Below are 25,060 nucleotides of genomic sequence, written 5' to 3' on the forward strand. Positions count from 1 at the left end.
GCCAGAGCCTGTCTGGCGCACAGATATCAGCTTATAAAAATGTCGGCTGGCTTAATACTGATGTTCGAGGATCCCGGGCCGGAAGATGAGTCAGAATATCTGCCGCATCAAGCAGTCCCACGTCAGAATTGACCCCAAGCTTCACCATCGCATTAAACTTGTGCGCCCGGATGGTCTTAATATTGCGCTCAAGCTGCGCGGCGATTTCAGGAATAGAAAACCCGCAGGACATATACCGCAAAATCGCCCGCTCCGTTGGGCTTAACATCCTGTTTTGACTCTTGTACCAGTGGTTGAGCATATTGTCATTGATGTGCAGCGTTTCACTCAGCAACACCAGCAACTCCTCCTGCAGGCGGTCGAGCGACACCGATTTACTGACGACACCGTGAAGGCGTGAAGGGGAAAGATGGCTGATTAACCGCGCTTCCATTTCATCTGCCGCCAGGATGATGCGCTGAATATGATTATGCGTAAACGCGAGATCCCGCAGGGATGCCAGGCAGTTTCGACGCTCTTCTCGCGCATCAGAAAGTGAATAGATCAGCGAGAAAAAAGAGACATGAGGAAGCGCCTTCTTAAAGCTGTCAAATTCACTGAACATGTGCAGTTGATAACGGCTGAGCGTGGGCAGTGCAAACAGGTGCTCCAGCCCGACGGCACTCATCGCGCAATTTTCGATGACGGCAATATGTCTTGTTGAACCGGTTTTATCCATTCCTCGAACTCTCCATAGGCTGACATTAAACTCAGCTCTCTCAATCCCTGAGTACTGTTGATCCAGGCGTACAGATCGGCATTACTCCGTAATGACAACCGTCGCATCGCACTGTTTTTCTGTGCACTGATCGTTTTATTGCTTTTCTTGAGCAAAGTAGCAATTTGGTTAATCCCCCAGCCCTTGCCTAACAGACGCAATACCTTGCGTTCAGAGTGGGTGAGCGCAATGACGCGGTCGTCTTCATCATCGTTACAGGCAGGCTCGGGCGTTAATAACGTCTGGCTTATCCGCTCTGCCCGTTCACTGCCTGCACGGATGGCGTTAATTACGCCTTCTATCGGCTCCATATCAGAAAGCAACGTGCTTTCCGGACGCATCAGCAGCTCAACGGCAATAGGGTAAAGCGGTCGGGAGACTAAAAAAATCCAGTGAATATCCCGATATTGATTTAATAAACCGTAATATTCTTCGAGCGTGCCCCGGGGATTCCTGTATTCACCTGAAATATCAGCGATAATGACGTCTGCACGCCGTAACTGCAGCAGGGTTAATTCCTGCAGCGAACGGCAAAACGTTAAATCAAAATCGGCAAAATGGCGTGTCATCACGCCCCCCAACCCGTTTTGCATTACGGGTATTCTGCTAATGACGACGCCATGTTTACCATTCAATGACGACATAGACCCTCCGTGTCCATTTTCATATGATGAGTAACGTTAAAACGCATCAAGGTATAAGTGTATTCGTCCCTGAGTGTAAAACTGATTAATACAAGCAGAAGATGAGATGTGTGCTTCATTTAAGAAATGCCTAAAACAGCGGTAATATCTCACAAAGCACAGATAAATTTAATTATAAAGGCCTTAAAATAATTAAAATATAAACTTAGTAAAACTAAATATAAATATCTTATATTTCTCAATTAATAATTCATCATATTTATGACCCAAAACCGCATCCCGCCGCCAGACAGCCCGCAACTGTTTGCATAAATCTTGATCTGACCCACAGCTAGAGGCACTGCAGTTTGTGCTAAAAGTAAGCATGACGGGCCATCAGGCAAGCTATTCACCTTCTCTTCAGGACATGACATGCAGGCAGATCGATCAACGCAGCGTGCCATCACGCGGCTCTGTATTCAGTGCGGTCTTTTTCTGCTCCAGCACGGGGCGGAAAGCGCGCTGGTCGAGGAACTCTCCACCCGGTTGGGGCTGGCGCTGGGTATGGATAGCGTTGAGAGCGCCATTTCATCCAATGCTATCGTGTTGACCACCATAAAAGACGGTCAGTGCCTGACCTCCACCCGCAAAAACCACGACCGCGGCATCAATATGCACGTTGTAACCGAGGTCCAGCATATTGTCATTCTTGCTGAGCATAAGCTTCTCGACCTGCACGACATTGAAAAACGGTTCAACCAGATTAAGCCCTTACGTTATCCCCGCTGGCTGGTGGTGTTAATGGTCGGGCTGTCCTGCGCCTGTTTTTGTAAGCTCAACAAAGGCGGCTGGGACGGCGCGGTCATCACCTTTTTCGCCAGCAGTATCGCCATGTACGTGCGCCAACTCCTGACGCACCGCCAACTCCACCCGCAAATTAATTTCTGCATTACCGCTTTTGTCGCCACCACGGTGTCTGGCCTGCTGCTTCGTCTGCCGCAGTTTGCCAACACGCCGACGATTGCCATGGCGGCCAGCGTGCTTCTGCTGGTGCCCGGCTTCCCGTTGATTAACGCCGTAGCCGATATGTTTAAGGGTCATATCAATACCGGTCTGGCACGCTGGGCGATTGCCAGCCTGCTGACGCTTGCAACCTGCATTGGTGTGGTAATGGCCATGACACTCTGGGGGTTACGCGGATGGGCGTGATCGATTTTCTGCTGGCGCTGGCGCAGGATATGCTGCTGGCCGCGATCCCTGCCGTCGGTTTTGCGATGGTCTTTAACGTTCCGCAACGCGCGCTACCGTGGTGCGCGCTGTTGGGTGCTATTGGTCATGGCTCGCGAATGGTGATGATGACGGCGGGATTCAACATTGAATGGTCAACATTTATGGCCTCAATGCTGGTCGGTAGCATCGGAATTCAGTGGTCGCGCTGGTATCTGGCGCATCCCAAGGTGTTCACCGTCGCCGCCGTTATCCCGATGTTCCCCGGCATATCTGCCTATACGGCCATGATTTCCGCGGTAAAAATCAGCCATTTCGGCTACACCGAACCGCAAATGATCCTCCTTCTGAGCAACTTTCTTAAGGCTTCGTCCATTGTCGGTGCGCTCTCTATCGGACTGTCGATCCCCGGACTGTGGTTGTACCGCAAACGTCCACGGGTTTGAGATTTGTGTTATTACGCTGCCGTGAGGATAATCACTCCAATCCGTTTGGTGACGATAAGGAAAGGATGTGGCTAACCCAGGCAGCGAACTCCCCGAGCACAATGAAGAATCCAGCCTGAAAGAGAAAATCTTTCAGAGCGCTATCACGCTGTTTGCCGAATACGGGTTGAACGGTGCCCGCATGGAACAAATTGCGGAGAAAGCCGGCACCACCAAACGCATGGTTGTTTACCACTTCAAAAACAAAGAGAACCTGTATCTTCTCGTGCTGGAGTATGTTTACACCCAGATCCGCGCCAGTGAACAGGCGCTCAGCCTGTCGGGAATGCCCCCTGTCGAAGCACTGGTTCATCTGGTTGAAGCCACCTTTGACTACCATGCCGACCACCCGGATTACATCCGCATTATCTGCATGGAAAACATGCAGCGTGGCCGTTTTATGCAGCAGTCCAGCTACCTCCGCCAGGTCAACCGCAGCGCGCTTGATCTGCTGGAAGCGATCCTCCGTCGCGGGAAAGAAAAGCAGTTGTTCAATCAGACGGTTGAAGCCCGCGATCTGCATCGTTTGATCAGCAGTTTCAGCTTCCACTACGTTGCCAACAGCTACACCTTCACCCTGCTGTTTGAAGAGGGTGCGGACGAACAGGCACAGCGCCAGCACTACCGTAAAATGGCCGTTCAAGTGGCGCTCCGTTATACTTGCCCATAAAATAGCTTGCAATTAAATCGTACACTATCTATATTCATCTCATGAACGCGAAAACGAACGACACGACCGCTGCGCTCCTGCTGGATAACCAGCTCTGCTTTGCTCTCTATTCAGCAAATCTGGCGCTGAACAAGTTGTACCGGCAACTGCTGGCACCGCTGAACCTGACTTACCCGCAATACCTGGTGATGCTGGTGCTGTGGGAGCAGGATGACATTACGGTGTCGGACATCGGTGAACGGTTGTTCCTTGATTCTGCCACGCTGACGCCGCTGTTGAAGCGTCTGGAAAGCGCGGGGCTGATAAACCGCCACCGCTCACGTAAAGACGAGCGTCAGGTCGCCGTCACCCTGAGCGATGCGGGACGTCATCTCCAGCAGCAGGCTTCCGGGATCCCCCATGCAGTGGGATGCGCCGCCCAGTGTGATACTGAGACCATGCTGTCACTTAAGCAGCAACTGGAACGTTTGCGACAACAGATCCAACGCGCGTAAGGCTATACTTTACGCGTATTTATTTACCCATATATATCGCACGCTATTTAATAGCGCACATTAATGTAAGATGAGGAATCTGCCATGTCTTTAGTCAAAGTTGTCTACACTGCCAAAGCAAAAGCAACCGGAGGCCGTGATGGCCGTGCGACCTCTTCCGACGGCGTACTGGATGTTAAACTCGGCGTGCCAAAAGAGATGGGCGGCATGGGCGGTGACGTCACCAACCCTGAGCAGCTGTTTGCTGCCGGCTACTCTGCCTGCTTCCTGGGTGCCATGAAGTTTGTAGCCGCTCGCGATAAATTTACCCTGCCGAAAGAGGCCTTTATTGAAGGCGAAGTGGGGATTGGGCCGCTGCCAACCGGTTTTGGTATCGAAGCAAAACTGAACATCCACGTTGAAGGTATGGATCCTGCAGAAGCCAAAAAACTGGTCGATGCAGCACACATTGTGTGTCCGTACTCTAACGCGACCCGCGGTAACATCGACGTAACGCTGAACATTATCGCCTGATAACTGCCTGATGGCGTTACGCTTATCAGGCCAGCCGTTGACGCCCCGGCAGGCATCGCGCCGCCGGGGAAAACCCTCCTTCCCTTCCCGCTCTCTGTGCTACCATAAGCCCATATCACGCCCGTAGTTATCAGTAGAGTAAGCGTTATGTCCTCCAGAATTCTGACCACCAGCATTGCTGGTATTGATGCCTTTATGCGCGATCCCCGCGGTGTGCTGACCCACGCCGAAGGCGGCACGGTTGCGGTATTTGCTGACAACGCTCCGGCGTTTTATGCCATCACACCGGAACGTCTGGCACAGCTTCTGGAGATTGAAGCGCAGTTGTCCCGCCCGGCGAGCGACGTAACCCTCGATAACCAGTTCTTTGACGAGCCGGTTAACGTCCCCATGGCCGTTCCCATGGGAAAATTTGCCCTGTATGCGGGCTGGCAACCTGATGCTGATTTTCAACGGCAGGCGGCATTGTGGGGCATAGCGTTAACGCAACCGGCTACCCCCGAAGAGCTGGCCGCGTTTACCGCCTGGTGGCAGGCGGAAGGCAAAGTATTCACCCATATTCAGTGGCAACAGAAGCTCGCGCGTCATCTGCAAATTAATCGCGCCAGCAATAACGGCCAGCCAAAACGTGATATCAACGCGTTTTCCGAACCGGATAAACAGATCCCTAATGGATTCCGAGGTGCGAAATGAAGAACGTCGGCGACCTGATGAAACGTCTGCAAAAGATGATGCCAGCCAACGTGAAGCCCGCCTTCACGACGGGTGAAGAACTCCTGGCGTGGCAAAAAGAGCAGGGTAAGATCCGCGCCGCCGCGCTGGCCCGCGAAAACCGGGCGATGAAAATGCAGCGCACCTTTAACCGTTCCGGTATTCGCCCCCTGCACCAGAACTGCTCATTTGATAACTATAAAATTGAGACCAACGGGCAGATGAATGCACTCGCTGCCGCGCGTCAGTACGTGGATGAATTCGACGGCAATATCGCCAGCTTCATTTTTAGCGGCAAGCCTGGCACGGGGAAAAACCACCTGGCGGCCGCTATCTGTAACGAGCTGCTGCTGCGCGGGAAATCGGTGCTGATCATCACCGTGGCCGATATCATGTCCGCCATGAAAGACACCTTCAGCAACCGCGAAACCAGCGAAGAGCAACTGCTTAACGACCTGAGTAATGTCGATTTACTGGTTATTGATGAGATTGGCGTCCAGACCGAATCCCGCTATGAAAAAGTGATCATTAACCAGATTGTCGATCGCCGCTCTTCCTCCAAACGCCCCACCGGCATGCTGACTAACCACAACATCGACGAAATGACCCGCTTGCTGGGCGAACGCGTCATGGATCGCATGAAGCTCGGGAACAGTCTGTATGTCATCTTCGACTGGGAAAGTTACCGCAGCCGTGTCACCGGTAAAGAGTATTAAGATATTTCCAGGAAAGACCGGTGGCCCGGAGGTATATACTGACTCCACTTTCGCCCCAAAACGGACATTTTTTGAGTAAGCCATTATGAAAAAACAGTTTCTTTTCAGCACCGTATTAGGCGCCCTGCTGGTTACCGGCGCGGCACAGGCCGCATCCTGGCAGGATTCGCTGTCCAGCGCAGCGAGCGAACTGACCAAAGAGAGCAGCAGCACCCAGGGCGGGCTGTCAGCCTCTTCCCTTACCGGCCTGCTGGGTAACAGCACTCAGAGCCTGAGCGCAGGCACAATGAACAATGCCGCGGGGATTCTGGAATATTGCGCGAAGCAAAAACTGGCCTCCGTGACCGACGCGCAAAACGTGAAAAATCAGGTGCTGGGCAAACTCGGTCTGGATACACAGGAGCAGAAACAGGACACCAACTATATGGATGGTATTCAGGGCCTGCTGAATGCGCAAAACGGTCAACAGCTCAACCTGAGCACCATCGGCAACTCCTCGCTGGCGAAACAGGTGAAAACCAAAGCCTGCGATCTGGTGCTGAAACAAGGCGTTAATTTCATCTCCTGATCCCCGCCTGTATTGCCATTACACGCCGCGTTTAAGACGTTACTCTTTTAACGCGGCGTTAAAGCCGTCTTTTTCCTGCCTGCCACCGTCTGAGCGTCCATATGTCAGGATGCGACCCCCTTCAAAAAAACGATTTTCTAAACCAAATCCTAACAACAGCACACTTTCGTGACACTAAAATTGCAGCTACACGACAACGCAATTACATTGTATAACCCAAAAAATAATCAGTTAGCCAGCTAAGCGCCTGGCGTCATGAGGATAGACTGTTGTCAGAGTTAATGTCCCTTGTCCTTTTTCTGGCCTCTGTCGGCGTTTACGCCTGCAAAGCGGGCCGTAACACCTGGTGGTTTATCGCCACGCTGGTGGTGCTCGGCATTTTTATTATTTTAAACATTACCTTATACGCCAGCGATTACTTTACCGGTGACGGCATTAACGATGCGGTGCTCTACACGCTGACGAATAGCCTGACGGGCGCGGGCGTGGGTAAATACATCCTTCCCGGGCTTGGGCTGATTGCGGCGCTGGTGATTATTTTTGGCGCCCTGGCCTGGGTGCTGCGCCGCCGTCGACATCTTCCGCATCATGGCGGCTACAGCCTGCTGGCACTCTGTCTGGCGCTGGCGTCCGTGGATGCCAGCCCGGCATTTCATCAGATAACCGAGCTGGTAAAGTCACAGTCGCGCGACGGCGACCCGGATTTCATGGCCTGGTATAAAGAGCCGTCCAAAAAAATAGCCAACCCGAAGCTTAACCTGGTGTATATCTATGGCGAGAGTCTGGAACGCACCTGGTTTGATAACAATGCTTTCCCGAACCTGACGCCGGAGCTGGGCGCGCTGAAAAACGAAAGCCTTGATTTCAGCCATACCGCGCAGCTGCCCGGTACGGATTACACCATCGCCGGGATGGTTGCCTCGCAGTGCGGTATCCCGCTCTTCGCCCCCTTTGAGGGTAATGCCTCGGCCTCAATGTCGAGCTTCTTCCCGCAGAACGTTTGCCTCGGCGATATCCTGAAAAACTCCGGCTACGAAAACTACTTCGTACAGGGGGCTAACCTGCGCTTTGCCGGAAAAGATGTGTTCCTGAAATCCCACGGTTTTGACCATCTGTATGGCTCAGAAGAGTTAAAAACGACCGTTGCCGACCCGCATTACCGCAACGACTGGGGCTTTTACGACGACACGGTACTGGACGAAACCTGGAAAAAGTTCGAGGAACTGTCCCGCGCCGGCAAGCGTTTCTCCCTCTTTGCCCTGACGGTAGATACCCACCATCCGGACGGGTTTGTCTCGCGCACCTGTAAGCGCAAACGCTATGAGATTGACGGCAAAAACAACACATCGTTCAGCGCGGTAACCTGCAGCCAGGAGCATATCGCCGCTCTGGTCGAGAAAATCAAAGCCTCGCCGTATTTTAAAAACACGGTCATCGTCGTCTCATCTGACCATCTGGCGATGAAAAACAGCGCCTGGGATCAGCTCAGCAAACAGGATCGCAGCAATCTGTTCTTCATTCTGCGCGGCGACCAGCCACAACAGGACGTGATCGCCACCAAACGCAACTCCATGGATAACGGCGCAACCGTGCTGGATATTCTGGGCGGGGATAACTTTATTGGCCTTGGCCGCAGCACGCTCTCGGGGCAGTCGCTGTCGGAAGTGTTCCTCAACATGAAGGAGAAAATCCTCGCCTGGAAGCCGGACATCATCCGCCTGTGGAACTTCCCGAAAGAGATGAAAGACTTCACCATCGATCAGGATAAAAATACCATCGCCTTCTCCGGCAGCCATTTCCGTCTGCCTCTGCTGCTGCGCGTGTCGGATACGCGCGTCGAACCGCTGCCGGAAAGCGAATACTCTGCGCCGCTGCGTTTCCAGCTGGCCGACTTCGCCCCTCGCGATAATTTTGTCTGGGTCGACAGGTGCTACAAAATGGGCCAGCTCTGGTCCCAGCCACTGGCTCTCTCAACCGACTGGTGCGTTTCTCAGGGACAGCTTGGCGGGGAGCAAACCGTGCAGCATGTCGATAAAGCGCAGTGGAAAGGCAAAACCGCATTCAACGATACGGTCATCGATACCGCGCGCTATCAGCGAAATGTCGACATGCTGAAGATCGTGGATAACGATATTCGCTATAAAGCAGACAGCTTTATCTTCAACGTGGCCGGGGCACCGGAAGAGGTCAAACAGTTCAGCGGCATCTCGCGTCCGGAATCCTGGGGGCGCTGGTCTAATGCGCAGCTGGGCAGTGAAGTGAAGATTGAGTACGCGCATCCTCTGCCGGAAAAATTCGACCTGGTGATCACCGCCCGGGCCTATGGTCCAAACGCGAACCGTCCCATCCCGGTGCGTGTGGGCGATAAAGAGCAAACGCTGACGCTGGGAAATGACGTCACCACCACCACGCTGCATTTTGATAATCCTTCCCGCAGCAATACGCTGGTGATTGTTCCGCCGGACCCGCAGCCGACGAATGAGGGAAATATTCTTGGCCATTCACCGCGCGAGCTCGGCATCGGGATGGTAGAGATTAAAATTGTCAGTAAAGAGAGCTGATCCCTTCTGCGCCCGGCGTTCTGCCGGGCGCTTTATGTAAATATATAATCCTATAAAACCATTAAAAATAAGACAGAGATACCATATATCTTTCATTTTTATTTATAAATTCACCAGAAAGAAATCATATCTCAGAATGTGTAACTTCTTACATCCTGAGAGAGTTACCCACTTTTTATCATGCTAACCGGCCATACGTTCGAATCCACCCTGGCACAGCGCAGCGGAGTACGACCAGCGCTACCAGGGGAAAAAACCCTGATGCCGCAGACACTGAATGCCGACTATAAGGTCATCGTTTTAAGCGGCAATGCCTTCTTGTGGCTGGGCCTGAAGACGTTCATCTCGCAGAGTGTGGACCCCTGCCCTGAAATTTTCTGGATTAACGACGTGAGCCCTGAGGGGATCCTGCCCCTGCGGCAACTGATGTTGAATATCCGCGTCAAAAAAGGGTGGCTGGTATTCACCGATGCGTCCCGCGTCAACGATATTAAAATCATTCTGGGGGGTGAGCGTGTCCACGTGGTGGCGGGAAACCTGTCACTCGCGCAGCTCAGCCGCTGTTTTCAGAACACGCCGTTCGCAAGCGTAAAAAACGCCACGCTCACCTGCCAGGAGCTTCGGGTTTGCATGCTGTTCCGCAACGGGTTCAGCCCGGTTCGCATCGCGCAGATCCTGAATAAATCCCCGAAAACGATCTACACCCACAAACGTAACGCGATGAACAAATTTCACTGCCAGAACCTGGCGGAATTCCATCGCAAACTCTTTCTGCTCGACTACCCGGCATCGTGTTTGTAACTGCACGGCTAATCACGTCGGGACATAAGATCATGCGGCGTCATCTTCCCTGTCTCATTCTCTGGCTGTTGATGCTGGCGCTGCTGTCTCGCTATGCCCTTCCCGCCACGTTGGGATGACGTGGTAATCCGGCTGCACGAGTAAATTGCTTTAAATCTTGTCTGGATCAATGTTATCGGTAACAATGGCGCTAAAATAGCCAGCGTGTTATGTCCGACAAGGCACAGCCTTATCTTCTTTTTTGTTATTTTTTCTGTATTACAATAACTTATGAAATACCTGCTTGCTGACGCCATCGTCTATAACGACGAAGACGGTTCTGTTTCTCTTATCAATGCACCCGATCTGGACAGACAAATCCTCACCTGTACCGCCAACGCCATCATGAAGCTGCTGGTTCAGCATCACGGAAACGTCGTCGAACGTGACACCTTTCTGAGTGATGTCTGGGATCAACGTGGGCTCCAGGGGTCCAACAATTCGTTAAATCAATACATCAGTATTGTGCGCAAAATGCTGTCGAGCCTGCTGCCCGACACCCTGTTTATCGTCACCGTGCCGAAAACGGGCTTTATGCTCAGTGCTGATATCGCGGTAACGCCCCTGGAGGACGATTTTCCCGTGGTGGAGTCGGTCCCGGCCTCACGACGCATTCAGCCAGAATGGCTATTCTGCGGTGTACTTACGCTGATGGTCGTGGCGCTGTGCATCGGCGCCTGTTTGACGAAACAGGCGCACCAGTACAGTGACACTCATCTGCTCACCCACATTGGCACCTGTCCGGTCTACACCTTCGCCCCGCTGGCAGATGTGTTTCACACTAAGGCCATGGCGCTGGCGCAGACGCTTCAGCGAGAAGGTAATCTGCCCTGCCTGAAAAACTCTATTTTCTATATGCACATCCAGAGAACACTTTTCTATGGCCACGAAGGGCGTCTGGTCCTTTCCCAGTGTTCTCTCACGGACGGTAAAGCCAGCGCCTGCCGAACGCTTTACTTTTACGAGTGGTGATATGAAACAAAAAAAAGTGTGGCTTATTCTGGCGCTCAATCTGTTGCTGATTGGCGTGACGCTGGCGTGGTATGTCTACACGCCTCCGCTGTCCGGAACCTGTGCAGGAAACCTGACATTTTCAGCCCGACATGACGATCATGATTTCTCCTTTGAAGGGGAGGTTACGCTGCGCTTTCAGCCCGACAACACAGGGTACCTTACGCTTAACGGCGACGTGGTTAACGAGCCACATCACTGGGATGTTTCCCGCCAGGAGATGTTTACGTGGCGGCACGTTGAGGGTTCACTCTATGAAATATTCATACAAAGCGTGGCGCGCTTTAGCCATGACACCCTGCCACCGGGGGTCTTTGAAAAGTACGTCGCCGGCCTGACGCCGGGGAACAAAAGACTCCTGAAGATTGAACGCACGCCGGAAGACGCGCTGGTGATCAGCAATTTCTATGCGCCGGTCCTGATTTGTTCAGAATAGGCACGGCTGGTCGGGGTATACTTTCCGCCATGAACATTCTCTTTCGACCGACGACGCCCAAAGATGTTGCAGCCCTGCCCGCCATCGAGCGCGCGGCAGGCGAGCGTTTTCGGGACGTTCCCGGACTGGCCTGGCTTGCAGACGGCGACGTCATTTGCGCGGAACAACATCTTGATTACGCGAAACGCGGGTTAAGCTGGCTGGCGCTGGCAAACGACCTGCCCGTCGGGTTTATCCTTGCAGAAGCCCATCCGTCATCGCTGTTTATTGTCGAACTCTCGGTTCATCGGGAGTGGCAGGGAAGAGGAATAGGTCGGCGACTTATCGCCTGCGTCGCAGACCATGCCCACACGCTGGGGCTGACATCGCTGACGCTGACCACCTTTTGCGAGGTGCCGTGGAATGCGCCGTTTTATGCGCGACTCGGGTTTGAAACGGTGACGATGCTAACGCCTGAACTGCGTCAGAAAAGAGAGGAAGAAGCGGCGCACGGTTTCGCGTATGACTCCCGCTGTGCCATGCGCCTGCCTCTTTGATATCGGCCTGCAAAACGCCCCATTACAGGCCGGGTCAGGCGTAGCCGCCCCCCGGCACTGTGGCAGGATTAAAACGTTTCCCAGTTTTCGCCCGCATCGGTGGTCGCGGCTTTACGCGCCATCATAGGGGCCGCAGCGGTTTTCGCTGAGGCCTGCTCGCGGGCTTTCATCTGCTCCTGCTGAATGCGGAACACGGCCACGGCCTGAGTCAGACGGCTCGCCTGCTCTTCCAGTGCCGCTGCCGCCGCGGCAGACTCTTCCACCAGCGAGGCGTTCTGCTGGGTCACGCGATCCATCTCAGCTACCGCCAGACCCACCTGATCGATACCGCGGCTCTGCTCATCAGACGCAGAGGCGATTTCGCCCATGATGTCCGTCACGCGGGTTACCGCATTAACGATTTCACCCATGGTTTCGCCGGCGCTTTCTACCAGGGTAGACCCGACTTCCACGCGGCCAACAGAGTCTTCAATCAGGCTCTTGATCTCACGTGCTGCCTGGGCGCTGCGCTGTGCCAGGTTACGGACTTCCCCCGCAACAACGGCAAATCCGCGGCCCTGCTCGCCCGCACGTGCCGCTTCTACCGCGGCGTTCAGTGCCAGGATGTTAGTCTGGAACGCAATGCCGTCGATCACGCTGATAATGTCGGCAATTTTCTGTGAACTGCCCGCGATGTCACGCATGGTTTGCACCACGTTATCCACCACTTTACCGCCCTTCTGCGCGGTTTCAGACGCGCTCAGCGCCAGGTTGCTCGCCTGACGGGCGTTCTCGGCGTTCTGCTTAACGGTCGCCGTCAGCTGCTCCATGCTGGCAGCGGTCTCTTCCAGGGATGCGGCCTGCTGTTCCGTACGGGAAGAGAGATCGTTGTTACCCATCGCGATTTCGCTCGCGCCGCTGTAGATGGCATTAGCACCGTTACGCACATCACCAACGGTACGGACCAGCTCGCCCTGCATATGACGCAGCGAGTCGGCCAGTTCACCCATCTCGTTAGCGCCCTGCACCTCGATGCGCTTCACCAGATCGCCACTGGCGATATGACGAATGTTGTCGATAAGACGGGTAAGTGGCGAAATCAGCGCCTGCTTGATACCCAGCCACACGGCCACGATCACCACCAGCACCGCAATCAGTACGCTAATCAGCACCCAGATTGCCTGGCTGTAAGAGCTATTGCTGTTTTCCACCGCCATCTGATACAGCTTGTCGTTCTGCTGCAGATAGTTCACGTACTGCTTCTCAAAACCATCCTGATAGCTCTGGGTAGGTTGATCGAAGAAGGCGTTGATTTTGCCCGCGCCCAGCAGCTGGATCAGCTCCGCCAGTGCACCGTGGTAAATATCGTAGTTACGTTTGATCTCCGTCGCGTCGGCGTCGTTTTGACGCGGATCGCGTGGCAGGGCTTCGTATTCAGCCCAGTTTTTTTCTGCCTGTTTCAGAGAAGCCGCCGCAATTTGCATCAGATCGTTCACGGTCGCGCCGCTGCCGATATTGCTCTGATCCATCATGTAGCGAATACCCGCACGGTTCAGGGTATTACGGGTTTGCAGCAGGGCAACCCAGCTGGCGTTCAGCGTGGACTGTTGCTGGCGAATGGTTTGCAGGACGGTGAAATTCTCTTTGTCATGCTTGAGGGCATTGAAGAAAAGACCACCGGATGTGAGTTGTAAAAGGCCAAATATCGCTAATACCAGCATTAAGCTGGTGACAATCTTGATACGGTTTAACATGTTTTCGCTTTCCATCAGACAGATAACAGGATTTTCGGCCTGGAAAGGGAAAACTTTACGAAAATCATCCTTAAATTTGTGGTTTTTACTCTTCTTCGCGCGCTGTGATATGCCGGTTCCCCAGTTCAATAAACTCTTCCAGCAGCGCTGTCAGCTGTTGCATCTTCGCTGGCGTATATTCGGCCTCGATTTGCTGATACGCCTCTTCCACCTGCGCCTGGGCACGCTCGTATAGCCTGTTCCCCTCTTTGGTCAGCGACACATACAACTTTCGCTGATCGTTTACGGGCTTAAGGCGCAGCACCAGACCGTCACGCTCCATGCGCGTCAGAATGCCCGTCAGACTGGGACGCAAGATACAGGTGCGAAACGCCAGATCGTGAAAATCCATCGACGGATGTTCGGCCAGTACGCGCACGATGCGCCACTGCTGCTCGGTCAGGTTATGCCGTTTCACAATCGGGCGGAAGTAAGACATCGCCGCTTCCCGCGCCTGTAACAGGGCGATAGTTAATGAATCATGCATAGCCTCTCCCGGTAATCATTAACACATGAACAATTCAGTTCTGCTGGTTTTACAAACAACGCGTTTTACGACAAAAAGTCTAACAGAAACAAGCCTGATTTATTAACACAATGATAAATATAGCCTTTAATCTCTTTATGTAAATTTATTGTTATTCATATCACAAATTATTCACTTCTGGTTGCGAAATAAACAGCAAAGGCATACAACCAGATCATTAACATATTAATGAAATCACAGGCCGGACGTCCGGCCTGAGGAGTAAGTGAATGAAAGGTACTGTTTTTGCCGTAGCGCTGAACCACCAGAGCCAGCGCGATGCCTGGCGCGACGCGTTTGAAAAAGCCCCCTACAACACGCCGCCAAAAACCGCCGTGTGGTTTATCAAACCGCATAACACCGTGATTCGCACGGGCGACCCTATTCCCTTCCCGCAGGGAGAAACCGTGTTAAGCGGTGCCACGGTAGCGCTGGTTGTGGGCAAAACGGCGCGTAACGTTCCCGTGGATGAGGCGGCGGAGTACATCGCCGGTTACGCGCTTGCCAACGAAGTGAGCCTACCGGAAGAGAGTTTTTATCGCCCGGCGATCAAGGCCAAATGCCGCGACGGCTTTTGTCCGCTGGGAGAGCTGGCCGCCGTCGACCACGTTGATAACCTGACCATCGTCACCGAAATTAACGGCCGGGAAGCGGACCACTGGAACACCGCTGACCTGCAGCGCAATGCCGCCGAACTGCTGAGCGCCCTGAGCGAATTCGCCACCCTCAGTCCGGGCGATGCCATTCTGCTCGGCACCCCACACTCGCGCGTCCCGCTGCAGCCGGGCGATCGCGTACGCATTCTGGCGAAAGGCTTCCCGTCCCTGGAAAACCCGGTGGTTGATGAACGCGAGGTCGCCCATGCGCAAGGCCCACATCCGCACGCCACGCTGTTCGCGCTTGGTCTGAACTACGCCGATCACGCCAGCGAGCTGGCGTTTACGCCGCCAACGGAACCGCTGGTGTTTATCAAAGCCCCCAACACCGTGACCGGCGATAACCAGACCTCGGTCCGCCCGAACAACATTGAGTACATGCACTACGAGGCGGAGCTGGTGGTGGTCATCGGCAAAACGGCGCACAAGGTCAGTGAGCGCGAGGCGATGGACTATGTCGCGGGCTATACCGTCTGCAACGATTACGCCATCCGTGACTACCTGGAAAACTACTACCGCCCGAACCTGCGGGTGAAAAGCCGCGACGGGTTAACCCCCCTCAGCCCGCATATCGTGCCGAAAGAGGCCATTCCCGACCCGCATAACTTAACCCTGCGTACCTTCGTGAACGGAGAATTGCGCCAGCAAGGGACCACTGCCGATCTGATCTTCAGCATCCCGTTCCTGATTGCCTATCTCAGCGAGTTTATGACCCTGCAGCCCGGCGACATGATTGCCACCGGCACGCCAAAGGGTCTGTCTGACGTACAGCCAGGCGACGAAGTGGTCGTGGAAGTGGAGGGCGTGGGCCGCCTGGTGAACCGCATTGTCAGTGAGGAGACTGCAAAATGAAAAAAATAAACCATTGGATTAACGGTAAAAACGTCGCAGGAAGTGATTACTTCCACACCACTAACCCGGCCACCGGAGAGGTGCTGGCGGAGGTCGCGTCCGGCGGTGAAGCTGAAATTCATCAGGCCGTGGCGGCGGCCAAAGAGGCATTCCCGACGTGGGCTAACCTGCCGATGAAAGAGCGCGCACGCCTGATGCGTCGCCTCGGAGATCTTATCGATCAACACGTTCCGGAGATTGCGGCCCTCGAGACCGCCGACACCGGCCTGCCGATCCACCAGACCAAAAACGTGCTTATTCCACGCGCGTCGCACAACTTCGCGTTCTTCGCCGAAGTGTGCCAGCAGATGAACGGTAAAACCTACCCGGTCGACGACAAGATGCTCAACTACACCCTGGTGCAGCCGGTGGGGGTCTGCGCGCTGGTGTCGCCGTGGAACGTGCCGTTTATGACCGCCACCTGGAAGGTTGCGCCGTGCCTGGCGCTGGGCAACACCGCGGTGCTGAAGATGTCTGAGCTCTCCCCGCTGACCGCCGACCGTCTGGGCGAGCTGGCGCTGGAGGCCGGTATTCCGGCGGGCGTGCTGAACGTGGTGCAGGGCTATGGCGCAACGGCGGGCGATGCGCTGGTACGTCACCACGACGTGCGCGCCGTCTCCTTTACCGGCGGCACCGCCACCGGGCGCAACATCATGAAAAACGCCGGACTGAAGAAATACTCCATGGAGCTGGGAGGGAAATCGCCGGTGCTGATTTTTGAAGATGCGGATATCGAACGCGCGCTGGATGCCGCCCTGTTCACCATCTTCTCCATCAACGGCGAGCGTTGCACCGCTGGCTCACGCATTTTCATTCAGCAGAGCATCTACCCGGAATTCGTCAGGCGCTTTGCCGAGCGCGCGAACCGTCTGCGCGTGGGTGACCCGACCGATCCGAACACTCAGGTTGGCGCGCTGATCAGCCAGCAGCACTGGGAAAAAGTCTCCGGCTATATCCGTCTTGGCATTGAAGAAGGCGCGACCCTGCTGGCGGGCGGCCCTGACAAACCCACCGATCTCCCTGCTCACCTGAAAAACGGCAACTTCCTGCGCCCGACCGTGCTGGCAGACGTCGACAACCGGATGCGCGTGGCCCAGGAAGAGATCTTCGGGCCGGTTGCCTGCCTGCTGCCGTTTAAGGACGAAGCCGAAGGGTTGCGTCTGGCTAACGACGTGGAGTACGGCCTGGCGTCATACATCTGGACCCAGGACGTCAGCAAAGTGCTGCGCCTGGCGCGCAATATCGAAGCCGGAATGGTGTTTGTAAACACCCAGAACGTGCGCGACCTGCGTCAGCCGTTTGGCGGCGTGAAGGCTTCCGGTACCGGGCGCGAAGGGGGCGAATACAGCTTCGAGGTGTTCGCCGAAATGAAAAACGTCTGCATCTCCATGGGCGACCATCCGATTCCAAAATGGGGGATCTGAGTATGGGCAAGTTAGCGTTAGCGGCAAAAATTACCCACGTTCCGTCAATGTACCTCTCTGAGTTGCCGGGAAAAAACCACGGCTGCCGCCAGTCCGCCATCGACGGACATAAAGAAATCAGCAAGCGCTGTCGGGAGCTGGGCGTCGATACCATCATTGTGTTCGATACCCACTGGCTGGTGAACAGCGCCTACCACATCAACTGCGCGGATCATTTCTCCGGCATCTACACCAGCAACGAGCTGCCGCATTTTATCCGCGACATGACCTACGACTACGACGGTAACCCGGCGCTCGGCCAGCTTATCGCCGACGAAGCGGTGAAACTCGGTGTACGTGCCAAAGCGCACAACATCCCGAGCCTCAAGCTGGAGTACGGCACGCTGGTGCCAATGCGCTACATGAACAGCGATAAGCACTTCAAAGTGATCTCTATCGCCGCGTTCTGCACCGTCCACGACTTCGCCGACAGCCGCAGGCTGGGCGAGGCCATCGTCAGCGCGATTCAGAAATATGACGGCACCGTGGCGGTGCTCGCCAGCGGTTCGCTGTCGCACCGTTTTATCGACGACCAGCGCGCCGAAGAGGGAATGAACAGCTACACCCGCGAGTTCGACCGTCAGATGGACGAACGCGTGGTGAAGCTGTGGCGTGAAGGCAAGTTCAGGGAGTTCTGCAGCATGCTGCCGGAATATGCCCACTACTGCTACGGCGAGGGCAACATGCACGACACGGTGATGCTGCTGGGGATGCTCGGCTGGGACACATACGACGGCAAGGTGGAGTTCCTCACCGAGCTGTTCCCCAGCTCCGGCACCGGCCAGGTTAACGCCGTTTTCCCCCTGCCCGCGTCCGCGTAAGGAGCCACCATGCCGCACTTTATTGCTGAATGCACTGACAACATCCGCGAGCAGGCGGACCTGCCAGCACTGTTCGCCAAAGTGAACGACGCGCTTGCCGCCACGGGAATCTTCCCACTCGGCGGTATCCGTAGCCGCGCGCACTGGCTGGACACCTGGCAGATGGCCGACGGTAAGCACGATTACGCCTTTGTGCATATGACGCTGAAGATTGGCGCCGGGCGCAGTCTGGAGAGCCGGGAGGCGGTGGGAAAGGCACTGTTTGAGCTGATTAAAACCCACTTCGCCGACCTGATGGCATCGCGCTATCTGGCGCTCTCTTTTGAAATAGACGAGCTGCACCCGACGCTCAATTACAAACAAAACAACGTGCACGCTTTGTTTAAGTAGCGCCCTTACCGGGCCGACAACGGCTTTGAACGCAAGCCGGGTGAGCAGCACGCCACCCGGCAACAACAGGAAATCGCCATGCTCGATAAACACACCCATACCCTGATCGCCCATCGTCTGCATCAGGCGGAGCAGTCCCGGGAGCAGATCCGCCAGATCTCGCTCGACTACCCGACGATCACCCTTGACGACGCCTACGCCGTACAGCGCGAATGGGTGAGCCTGAAAATCGCCGAAGGTCGCGTGCTGAAAGGCCACAAGATTGGCCTCACCTCCAAAGCGATGCAGGCCAGCTCGCAGATTAGCGAGCCGGACTACGGCGCTCTGCTCGACGACATGTTCTTCCACGACGGCAGTGATATCCCTGCCGACCGCTTTATCGTCCCGCGCATCGAAGTGGAGCTGGCCTTCGTGCTGGCAAAACCCCTGCGCGGCCCAAACTGCACCCTGTTCGACGTCTACAACGCCACGGATTACGTCATCCCCGCGCTGGAGCTGATCGACGCCCGCTGCCACAACATCGATCCCGAGACCCAGCGTCCGCGCAAGGTGTTCGACACCATCTCCGATAACGCCGCCAACGCAGGTGTGATCCTTGGCGGTCGCCCGATTAAGCCCGACGAGCTGGATCTGCGCTGGATCTCCGCCCTGCTCTACCGCAACGGCGTCATTGAAGAGACCGGGGTCGCCGCGGGCGTGCTCAACCACCCGGCCAACGGTGTGGCATGGCTTGCCAATAAACTCGCGCCGTACGACGTTCAGCTGGAGCCTGGCCAAATCATCCTCGGCGGTTCGTTTACCCGCCCGGTGCCGGCCAGCAAGGGCGATACCTTCCACGTGGACTACGGCAAGATGGGCTCCATCAGCTGCCGTTTTGTTTAGGAGACCACCATGGAAAACAGATTCAAAGCGGCGCTCAGCGCCGGAAAACCGCAAATCGGCCTGTGGCTGGGGCTGACCAGCAGTTACAGCGCCGAGCTGCTGGCCGGTGCGGGTTTCGACTGGCTGCTGATCGACGCAGAGCACGCGCCCAATAACGTGCAAACCGTCCTGACCCAGCTGCAGGCGATCGCGCCTTACGCCAGCCAGCCGGTGGTACGCCCGTCGTGGAACGACCCGGTCCAGATCAAACAGCTGCTGGACGTCGGGGCGCAAACCCTGCTGGTGCCGATGGTACAAAACGCCGATGAAGCCCGGCTGGCGGTGCGCGCCACGCGTTATCCACCGGCGGGGATCCGCGGCGTGGGCAGCGCGCTGGCTCGCGCCTCGCGCTGGAACCGCACGCCTGATTACCTGCAGCGCGCTAACGATGCCATGTGCGTGCTGGTGCAGATTGAAACGCGCGAGGCGCTGAAAAATCTGCCGCACATCCTCGACGTGGAAGGCGTGGACGGGGTGTTTATTGGCCCGGCGGATTTGAGCGCCGACATGGGCTTTGCCGGAAATCCGCAGCACCCGGAAGTCCAGGCCGCCATCGAGAAGGCCATTGCGCAGATCCGTGCGGCAGGCAAAGCGCCCGGCATCCTGATGGCTAGCGAGCCGCTGGCAAAACGCTACCTCGAGCTTGGCGCGCTGTTTGTCGCCGTCGGGGTCGACACCACCCTGCTTGCACGCAGCGCCGAGGCGCTGGCGGCACGTTTTATCGATATCCCGGTTACGTCAGTAAATAACAATAAATCCGTCTACTAAACGTACGATGTGGAGCGCAACATGACGACCTCTACCCTGCAAACCCATGATAATAAAGCTGTAGAACACCGCGTTATTCAGAAGCTGTTTCGTCGTTTGATCGTGTTTCTCTTTATCCTGTTTGTCTTCTCGTTTCTTGACCGCATTAATATCGGCTTTGCCGGGCTGACGATGGGCAAAGATCTGGGCCTCACCTCGACCATGTTTGGCCTGGCCGCCACCCTGTTTTACGTCACCTACGTGATATGTGGGATCCCCAGCAATATCATGCTGGCGAAGGTCGGCGCCCGGCGCTGGATCGCCGGGATCATGGTGGTGTGGGGCATCGCTTCCACCTGCACCATGTTCGCCACCAGCCCGCACACGCTCTATGTGCTGCGCATGCTGGTGGGCATTGCCGAGGCCGGATTCCTGCCGGGGATCCTCGTCTATCTCACCTGGTGGTTCCCTGCCTACCACCGCGCCCGCGCCAATGCGTTGTTTATGATCGCCATGCCGGTGACCATGATGCTCGGCTCGATCCTCTCCGGTTATATTCTGGCCATGGACGGGCTGTGGAACCTGAAAGGCTGGCAATGGCTGTTCCTGCTGGAGGGGCTACCGTCCGTGGTGCTCGGCGTAGTGACGTGGTTCTACCTGAACGACACGCCGGATCAGGCCAGCTGGCTGGATGACGACGAAAAGCAGGCGCTTAAAACAATGATCGCCCGCGAGCAGGAGTCGGCCATCGCCCGCCCCGTCACGCCGCGTTCGACGCTGCGCGAAGTGTTTACCCCGGCCGTGCTGCTCTATACCCTGGCCTATTTCTGCCTCACGAACACCCTGAGCGCGATTAATATCTGGACGCCGCAGATCCTGCAGAGCTTCAACACCGGCAGCAGCAACATTGTGATTGGCCTGCTGGCGGCGATCCCGCAGTTTTGCACCATCCTCGGGATGATCTGGTGGAGCCGCCGCTCCGACAGGCTGAAAGAGCGAAAAAAGCACACCATTCTGCCGTATCTCTTTGCGGCGGCAGGATGGTTACTGGCCTCGGCGACCCACCACAGCCTGATCCAGCTGCTTGGCATCATCATGGCCTCAACCGGATCGTTTACCGCCATGGCGATCTTCTGGACCACGCCGGATCGGGTTATTAGCCTGCAGTCGCGGGCGGTCGCACTGGCGGTGATCAATGCCATCGGTAACGTCGGATCCGCCGTCAGCCCGCTGTTGATCGGCATTCTGCGTGACAGCACCGGCAGCTTCAGCTCCGGGTTGTGGTTTGTTGCCGGCTTGCTGGTGGTCGGCGCGCTGGTGCTGACACGTATCCCGATGACGCAGCGGGAAAGCCTTGAGCACGAGCCGGGTATGGCGGCGCAGAAAATCCCGTAAGGAGCGGCTATGTGCCAAAGCCCGATCGCGAATATCGACATCAGCAAAGAGTACGACGAAAGTCTGGGAACGGATGATGTTCACTATCAGTCGTTCGCCCGCATGGCGGCCTTTTTTGGCCGCGACATGCAGGCTCACCGTCACGACCAGTATTTTCAGATGCACTTTCTGGATACCGGACAGATCGAACTGCAGCTCGACGATCACCGCTACTCGGTGCAGGCTCCGCTGTTTGTGCTCACACCCCCGTCGGTGCCGCACGCGTTTATTACCGAATCCGACAGCGACGGGCACGTTCTGACGGTGCGCGAGGATCTGATCTGGCCGCTGCTGGAAGTGCTCTACCCCGGCACGCGGGAAGCCTTTGGCCTGCCGGGGATCTGCCTCTCGCTGGCCGATAAGCCGGACGAACTGGCGGCGCTGAAGCACTACTGGCCGCTGATTGCCCGGGAATCGACGGCGCAACTGCCCGGGCGCGAACACACGCTGGTTCTGCTAGCCCAGGCGGTGTTCACCCTGCTGCTGCGCAACGCGAAGCTCGACGATCATGCCGCCAGCGGCATGCGCGGCGAGCTGAAACTGTTCCAGCGCTTTACCCAGTTGATTGACGTCCATTTTCATGAGCACTGGACGGTACCGGAATATGCCAGCGAACTGCACCTGACCGAATCGCGTCTGACCGATATCTGCCGGCGCTTCGCGAACCGCCCGCCGAAGCGGCTGATTTTTGACCGTCAGCTGCGTGAAGCGAGGCGGATGCTGCTCTTCTCCGACAGCGCGGTCAGCGAAATCGCCTGGCAGCTGGGGTTTAAAGACCCGGCCTATTTTGCCCGGTTTTTTAATCGGTTAGTGGGGTGTTCGCCGAGCGCGTATCGGGCACAAAAAGTACCGGTGTCGTCTGTTACCCCACCCCAGCCCTGACCCTCTCCCGGGTTCAGGGTGAGGGAAATCACACTCTGCGATCATATGCGAAAAGTACCAGCCGTTGTCCCAATCGTCCCTTCACGTTCACCCCCGCTCAGGCTTCAATTAAACAACAAAAACAAAACATAAATTTAACATCACTATTCCGATACGAGGTCCCTATGAAGCCTGAAGATTTCCGCGCTGATGCCAAACGTCCGTTAACCGGTGAAGAGTATTTAAAAAGCCTGCAGGATGGCCGTGAGATTTATATCTACGGCGAGCGCGTCAAAGACGTGACCACTCATCCGGCGTTTCGCAATGCGGCAGCCTCCATCGCGCAGATGTACGATGCGCTGCACAAGCCTGACATGCAGGACACGCTGTGCTGGGGTACCGATACCGGCAGCGGCGGCTACACCCATAAGTTTTTCCGCGTGGCGAAAAGCGCCGACGACCTGCGTCAGCAGCGTGACGCCATCGCCGAGTGGTCGCGCCTGAGCTACGGCTGGATGGGCCGCACCCCGGACTACAAGGCGGCGTTTGGCTGCGCGCTCGGTGCCAATCCGGCGTTCTACGGCCAGTTCGAACAGAACGCCCGCAACTGGTACACCCGTATTCAGGAAACCGGGCTTTACTTCAACCACGCCATCGTTAACCCCCCCATCGACCGTCACAAACCGGCGGACGAAGTAAAAGACGTCTACATCAAGCTGGAAAAAGAGACCGACGCCGGGATCATCGTTAGCGGCGCAAAAGTGGTGGCAACCAACTCGGCGCTGACTCACTACAACATGATCGGTTTTGGCTCCGCGCAGGTGATGGGCGAAAACCCGGACTTCGCGCTGATGTTCGTTGCGCCAATGGACGCCGAAGGCGTGAAGCTGATCTCTCGCGCCTCTTACGAAATGGTGGCAGGTGCGACCGGCTCTCCATACGACTACCCGCTCTCCAGCCGTTTCGACGAAAACGACGCGATCCTGGTGATGGATCATGTGTTGATCCCCTGGGAAAACGTGCTGATCTACCGCGATTTCGATCGCTGCCGTCGCTGGACCATGGAAGGCGGTTTTGCCCGCATGTACCCGCTGCAGGCCTGCGTACGTCTGGCGGTGAAGCTCGATTTCATTACCGCGCTGCTGAAGAAATCGCTGGAGTGTACCGGCACCCTGGAGTTCCGCGGCGTGCAGGCGGATCTCGGGGAAGTGGTGGCCTGGCGCAACATGTTCTGGGCGCTGAGCGACTCCATGTGTTCTGAAGCCACGCCGTGGGTGAATGGCGCGTACCTGCCGGATCACGCGGCGCTGCAGACCTACCGCGTCATGGCCCCGATGGCCTATGCGAAGATCAAGAACATCATCGAGCGTAACGTCACCAGCGGCCTGATCTATCTGCCGTCCAGCGCGCGAGACCTGAACAATCCGCAGATCGACCAGTATCTGGCGAAATACGTACGCGGCTCCAACGGCATGGATCACGTGGAACGTATTAAGATTTTGAAACTGATGTGGGATGCCATCGGCAGCGAGTTTGGTGGTCGTCACGAGCTGTATGAGATCAACTACTCCGGCAGCCAGGACGAAATCCGTCTCCAGTGTCTGCGTCAGGCACAGAGCTCTGGCAACATGGACAAAATGATGGCAATGGTCGACCGCTGCATGTCCGAGTACGACCAGCATGGCTGGACGGTGCCGCACCTGCACAATAATTCCGATATCAACATGCTGGATAAGCTGCTGAAATAACGCAGCGGGAGGTTTCAATGCATACAGAACAACGCCTGCGTTTTCGCGATGCGATGGCCAGCCTGTCGGCGGCGGTTAATGTTGTCACCACCGAGGGCGATGCAGGACGCTGCGGCATTACCGCCACCGCCGTCTGTTCGGTCACGGACACCCCGCCATCGCTGATGGTCTGCATCAATGCCAACAGCGCCATGAACCCGGTTTTCCAGGGTAACGGTAAGCTGTGCGTCAACGTGCTGAACCATGAGCAGGAGATCATGGCCCGCCACTTCGCCGGGATGACCGGCATGGCAATGGACGATCGCTTTGCCCTCTCCTGCTGGCAGAAAGGTCCGCAGGGGCAACCGGTGCTGAAGGGCGCGCTGGCAAGCCTTGAAGGCGAGATTAGCCAGGTGCAAACCATCGGCACCCATCTGGTTTATCTCGTTGAAATTAAAAACATCATTCTGAGCGAAGTGGGACACGGCCTGATCTATTTTAAACGCCGTTTCCACCCCGTCATGATGGAGACAGAAGCCGCAGTATGACCCCCTCCTGCGCTGGCCGTTTCCCGGCCAGCGCCAATTTCCACAAAAATTCCTAAGGTTTCCGCTTAATCACGCCGTTATATAGCCATAAGAGAAATTTTCTGTGTCTGAATACTGACAATACATGTCAGTGCGACCCGCATCATTCAGCGCAT

At 55.9% G+C, this 25,060-nt stretch carries 27 protein-coding genes; 23 read left to right on the forward strand and 4 right to left on the reverse strand.

Annotated elements, in window-relative coordinates; genetic code table 11:
* Window positions 1-31: 31 nt before the first annotated feature.
* Together bglJ and AM410_RS03880 are read right to left on the reverse strand one after the other, a co-directional pair.
* Window positions 32-667, reverse strand: coding sequence for a DNA-binding transcriptional activator BglJ (gene bglJ, locus AM410_RS03875; protein WP_108647507.1), 636 nt, complete (start codon window positions 665-667; stop codon window positions 32-34).
* Complete coding sequence (locus AM410_RS03880) at window positions 664-1,401, reverse strand: helix-turn-helix transcriptional regulator (RefSeq protein WP_014168509.1); 738 nt, start codon at window positions 1,399-1,401, stop codon at window positions 664-666. Before AM410_RS03880 ends, bglJ begins: the two co-directional genes overlap by 4 nt.
* Window positions 1,402-1,812: 411 nt before the next feature.
* On the opposite strand from AM410_RS03880, the gene AM410_RS03885 reads away from it, so the two are divergent.
* From AM410_RS03885 to AM410_RS03950, 13 genes are all read left to right on the forward strand, one after another.
* Window positions 1,813-2,589: a threonine/serine ThrE exporter family protein gene (locus AM410_RS03885; protein WP_014168508.1), complete on the forward strand. Its 777-nt coding sequence runs from the start codon at window positions 1,813-1,815 to the stop codon at window positions 2,587-2,589.
* Window positions 2,580-3,053, forward strand: a complete 474-nt coding sequence (locus tag AM410_RS03890; protein WP_020885295.1) for a threonine/serine exporter — start codon at window positions 2,580-2,582, stop codon at window positions 3,051-3,053. The genes AM410_RS03885 and AM410_RS03890 overlap by 10 nt, the downstream gene beginning before the upstream one ends.
* 67 nt (window positions 3,054-3,120) lie before the next feature.
* Window positions 3,121-3,762: a TetR family transcriptional regulator gene (locus AM410_RS03895; protein WP_108647508.1), complete on the forward strand. Its 642-nt coding sequence runs from the start codon at window positions 3,121-3,123 to the stop codon at window positions 3,760-3,762.
* A gap of 41 nt (window positions 3,763-3,803) precedes the next feature.
* Window positions 3,804-4,256, forward strand: coding sequence for a MarR family winged helix-turn-helix transcriptional regulator (locus AM410_RS03900; RefSeq protein WP_014168505.1), 453 nt, complete (start codon window positions 3,804-3,806; stop codon window positions 4,254-4,256).
* A gap of 84 nt (window positions 4,257-4,340) precedes the next feature.
* Window positions 4,341-4,769, forward strand: coding sequence for an organic hydroperoxide resistance protein (locus AM410_RS03905; RefSeq protein WP_108647510.1), 429 nt, complete (start codon window positions 4,341-4,343; stop codon window positions 4,767-4,769).
* A gap of 147 nt (window positions 4,770-4,916) precedes the next feature.
* A complete protein-coding gene (gene dnaT / locus AM410_RS03910) occupies window positions 4,917-5,462 on the forward strand; it encodes a primosomal protein DnaT (protein WP_025205613.1) in 546 nt (181 codons plus the stop codon).
* Window positions 5,459-6,196, forward strand: a complete 738-nt coding sequence (gene dnaC, locus AM410_RS03915) for a DNA replication protein DnaC (RefSeq protein WP_014168503.1) — start codon at window positions 5,459-5,461, stop codon at window positions 6,194-6,196. The genes dnaT and dnaC overlap by 4 nt, the downstream gene beginning before the upstream one ends.
* 85 nt (window positions 6,197-6,281) lie before the next feature.
* Window positions 6,282-6,764 (forward strand): DUF2501 domain-containing protein, encoded by a 483-nt coding sequence (locus AM410_RS03920; RefSeq protein ID WP_020885299.1) that lies wholly within the window; start codon window positions 6,282-6,284, stop codon window positions 6,762-6,764.
* Between the two features lie 269 nt (window positions 6,765-7,033).
* Window positions 7,034-9,325, forward strand: a complete 2,292-nt coding sequence (gene opgB, locus AM410_RS03925; protein WP_014168500.1) for a phosphatidylglycerol--membrane-oligosaccharide glycerophosphotransferase — start codon at window positions 7,034-7,036, stop codon at window positions 9,323-9,325.
* 261 nt (window positions 9,326-9,586) lie between these two features.
* A complete protein-coding gene (locus AM410_RS03930) occupies window positions 9,587-10,126 on the forward strand; it encodes a helix-turn-helix transcriptional regulator (RefSeq protein ID WP_040018564.1) in 540 nt (179 codons plus the stop codon).
* Window positions 10,127-10,396: 270 nt separating this feature from the next.
* Entirely contained in the window at window positions 10,397-11,137 is a 741-nt protein-coding gene (locus AM410_RS03940) for a winged helix-turn-helix domain-containing protein (RefSeq protein ID WP_032679574.1), read from the forward strand.
* Between the two features lies 1 nt (window position 11,138).
* Entirely contained in the window at window positions 11,139-11,612 is a 474-nt protein-coding gene (locus tag AM410_RS03945; RefSeq protein ID WP_020885303.1) for a hypothetical protein, read from the forward strand.
* 29 nt (window positions 11,613-11,641) lie between these two features.
* Complete coding sequence (locus tag AM410_RS03950; protein WP_108647512.1) at window positions 11,642-12,148, forward strand: GNAT family N-acetyltransferase; 507 nt, start codon at window positions 11,642-11,644, stop codon at window positions 12,146-12,148.
* 68 nt (window positions 12,149-12,216) lie between these two features.
* Here the strand turns inward: AM410_RS03950 and tsr are convergent, their stop codons facing one another.
* Entirely contained in the window at window positions 12,217-13,881 is a 1,665-nt protein-coding gene (gene tsr, locus AM410_RS03955; RefSeq protein ID WP_032682055.1) for a methyl-accepting chemotaxis protein, read from the reverse strand.
* A gap of 85 nt (window positions 13,882-13,966) precedes the next feature.
* The gene (gene hpaR, locus AM410_RS03960) at window positions 13,967-14,407 is read right to left on the reverse strand and encodes a homoprotocatechuate degradation operon regulator HpaR (protein WP_014168494.1); all 441 of its coding nucleotides are present in this window, start codon (window positions 14,405-14,407) and stop codon (window positions 13,967-13,969) included.
* Between the two features lie 269 nt (window positions 14,408-14,676).
* Here hpaR and hpaG point away from each other — a divergent pair, with 269 nt between their 5' ends.
* From hpaG to AM410_RS04010, 10 genes are all read left to right on the forward strand, one after another.
* Window positions 14,677-15,954 (forward strand): 4-hydroxyphenylacetate degradation bifunctional isomerase/decarboxylase, encoded by a 1,278-nt coding sequence (hpaG, locus tag AM410_RS03965; protein WP_025205621.1) that lies wholly within the window; start codon window positions 14,677-14,679, stop codon window positions 15,952-15,954.
* Window positions 15,951-17,417 carry a 5-carboxymethyl-2-hydroxymuconate semialdehyde dehydrogenase gene (hpaE, locus tag AM410_RS03970; RefSeq protein WP_014168491.1) on the forward strand — a complete coding sequence of 489 codons (1,467 nt, stop codon included), beginning with the start codon at window positions 15,951-15,953 and terminating at the stop codon, window positions 17,415-17,417. Before hpaG ends, hpaE begins: the two co-directional genes overlap by 4 nt.
* A 2-nt stretch (window positions 17,418-17,419) precedes the next feature.
* A complete protein-coding gene (gene hpaD, locus AM410_RS03975; protein WP_020885307.1) occupies window positions 17,420-18,277 on the forward strand; it encodes a 3,4-dihydroxyphenylacetate 2,3-dioxygenase in 858 nt (285 codons plus the stop codon).
* Between the two features lie 9 nt (window positions 18,278-18,286).
* Entirely contained in the window at window positions 18,287-18,667 is a 381-nt protein-coding gene (locus AM410_RS03980) for a 5-carboxymethyl-2-hydroxymuconate Delta-isomerase (RefSeq protein WP_020885308.1), read from the forward strand.
* A gap of 78 nt (window positions 18,668-18,745) precedes the next feature.
* Window positions 18,746-19,549 carry a 2-oxo-hept-4-ene-1,7-dioate hydratase gene (gene hpaH, locus AM410_RS03985; RefSeq protein WP_014168488.1) on the forward strand — a complete coding sequence of 268 codons (804 nt, stop codon included), beginning with the start codon at window positions 18,746-18,748 and terminating at the stop codon, window positions 19,547-19,549.
* Window positions 19,550-19,558: 9 nt separating this feature from the next.
* The gene (gene hpaI / locus AM410_RS03990; protein WP_050737530.1) at window positions 19,559-20,356 is read left to right on the forward strand and encodes a 4-hydroxy-2-oxoheptanedioate aldolase; all 798 of its coding nucleotides are present in this window, start codon (window positions 19,559-19,561) and stop codon (window positions 20,354-20,356) included.
* Window positions 20,357-20,377: 21 nt separating this feature from the next.
* Window positions 20,378-21,730, forward strand: coding sequence for a 4-hydroxyphenylacetate permease (hpaX, locus tag AM410_RS03995; RefSeq protein WP_020885310.1), 1,353 nt, complete (start codon window positions 20,378-20,380; stop codon window positions 21,728-21,730).
* 9 nt (window positions 21,731-21,739) lie between these two features.
* Window positions 21,740-22,651, forward strand: a complete 912-nt coding sequence (gene hpaA / locus AM410_RS04000; protein WP_020885311.1) for a 4-hydroxyphenylacetate catabolism regulatory protein HpaA — start codon at window positions 21,740-21,742, stop codon at window positions 22,649-22,651.
* A 164-nt stretch (window positions 22,652-22,815) separates the two neighbouring features.
* The gene (hpaB, locus tag AM410_RS04005) at window positions 22,816-24,378 is read left to right on the forward strand and encodes a 4-hydroxyphenylacetate 3-monooxygenase, oxygenase component (protein WP_014168483.1); all 1,563 of its coding nucleotides are present in this window, start codon (window positions 22,816-22,818) and stop codon (window positions 24,376-24,378) included.
* 17 nt (window positions 24,379-24,395) lie between these two features.
* Window positions 24,396-24,905 (forward strand): 4-hydroxyphenylacetate 3-monooxygenase reductase subunit, encoded by a 510-nt coding sequence (locus AM410_RS04010; RefSeq protein WP_047743336.1) that lies wholly within the window; start codon window positions 24,396-24,398, stop codon window positions 24,903-24,905.
* Window positions 24,906-25,060: the final 155 nt, after the last annotated feature.

Source organism: Enterobacter cloacae complex sp. FDA-CDC-AR_0164, assembly GCF_003071645.1.
In the GTDB taxonomy this organism is placed as follows: Bacteria; Pseudomonadota; Gammaproteobacteria; order Enterobacterales; family Enterobacteriaceae; genus Enterobacter; species Enterobacter ludwigii.

Coding starts and splice junctions, on each gene's coding strand:
- bglJ (WP_108647507.1), bottom strand. CDS start 667: ATGAGTGCCGTCGGGCTGGAGCACCTGTTTGCACTGCCCACGCTCAGC.
- AM410_RS03880 (WP_014168509.1), bottom strand. CDS start 1,401: ATGTCGTCATTGAATGGTAAACATGGCGTCGTCATTAGCAGAATACCC.
- AM410_RS03885 (WP_014168508.1), top strand. CDS start 1,813: ATGCAGGCAGATCGATCAACGCAGCGTGCCATCACGCGGCTCTGTATT.
- AM410_RS03890 (WP_020885295.1), top strand. CDS start 2,580: ATGGGCGTGATCGATTTTCTGCTGGCGCTGGCGCAGGATATGCTGCTG.
- AM410_RS03900 (WP_014168505.1), top strand. CDS start 3,804: ATGAACGCGAAAACGAACGACACGACCGCTGCGCTCCTGCTGGATAAC.
- AM410_RS03905 (WP_108647510.1), top strand. CDS start 4,341: ATGTCTTTAGTCAAAGTTGTCTACACTGCCAAAGCAAAAGCAACCGGA.
- dnaT (WP_025205613.1), top strand. CDS start 4,917: ATGTCCTCCAGAATTCTGACCACCAGCATTGCTGGTATTGATGCCTTT.
- dnaC (WP_014168503.1), top strand. CDS start 5,459: ATGAAGAACGTCGGCGACCTGATGAAACGTCTGCAAAAGATGATGCCA.
- AM410_RS03920 (WP_020885299.1), top strand. CDS start 6,282: ATGAAAAAACAGTTTCTTTTCAGCACCGTATTAGGCGCCCTGCTGGTT.
- AM410_RS03930 (WP_040018564.1), top strand. CDS start 9,587: ATGCCGCAGACACTGAATGCCGACTATAAGGTCATCGTTTTAAGCGGC.
- AM410_RS03940 (WP_032679574.1), top strand. CDS start 10,397: ATGAAATACCTGCTTGCTGACGCCATCGTCTATAACGACGAAGACGGT.
- AM410_RS03945 (WP_020885303.1), top strand. CDS start 11,139: ATGAAACAAAAAAAAGTGTGGCTTATTCTGGCGCTCAATCTGTTGCTG.
- AM410_RS03950 (WP_108647512.1), top strand. CDS start 11,642: ATGAACATTCTCTTTCGACCGACGACGCCCAAAGATGTTGCAGCCCTG.
- tsr (WP_032682055.1), bottom strand. CDS start 13,881: ATGTTAAACCGTATCAAGATTGTCACCAGCTTAATGCTGGTATTAGCG.
- hpaR (WP_014168494.1), bottom strand. CDS start 14,407: ATGCATGATTCATTAACTATCGCCCTGTTACAGGCGCGGGAAGCGGCG.
- hpaG (WP_025205621.1), top strand. CDS start 14,677: ATGAAAGGTACTGTTTTTGCCGTAGCGCTGAACCACCAGAGCCAGCGC.
- hpaE (WP_014168491.1), top strand. CDS start 15,951: ATGAAAAAAATAAACCATTGGATTAACGGTAAAAACGTCGCAGGAAGT.
- hpaD (WP_020885307.1), top strand. CDS start 17,420: ATGGGCAAGTTAGCGTTAGCGGCAAAAATTACCCACGTTCCGTCAATG.
- AM410_RS03980 (WP_020885308.1), top strand. CDS start 18,287: ATGCCGCACTTTATTGCTGAATGCACTGACAACATCCGCGAGCAGGCG.
- hpaH (WP_014168488.1), top strand. CDS start 18,746: ATGCTCGATAAACACACCCATACCCTGATCGCCCATCGTCTGCATCAG.
- hpaI (WP_050737530.1), top strand. CDS start 19,559: ATGGAAAACAGATTCAAAGCGGCGCTCAGCGCCGGAAAACCGCAAATC.
- hpaX (WP_020885310.1), top strand. CDS start 20,378: ATGACGACCTCTACCCTGCAAACCCATGATAATAAAGCTGTAGAACAC.
- hpaA (WP_020885311.1), top strand. CDS start 21,740: ATGTGCCAAAGCCCGATCGCGAATATCGACATCAGCAAAGAGTACGAC.
- hpaB (WP_014168483.1), top strand. CDS start 22,816: ATGAAGCCTGAAGATTTCCGCGCTGATGCCAAACGTCCGTTAACCGGT.
- AM410_RS04010 (WP_047743336.1), top strand. CDS start 24,396: ATGCATACAGAACAACGCCTGCGTTTTCGCGATGCGATGGCCAGCCTG.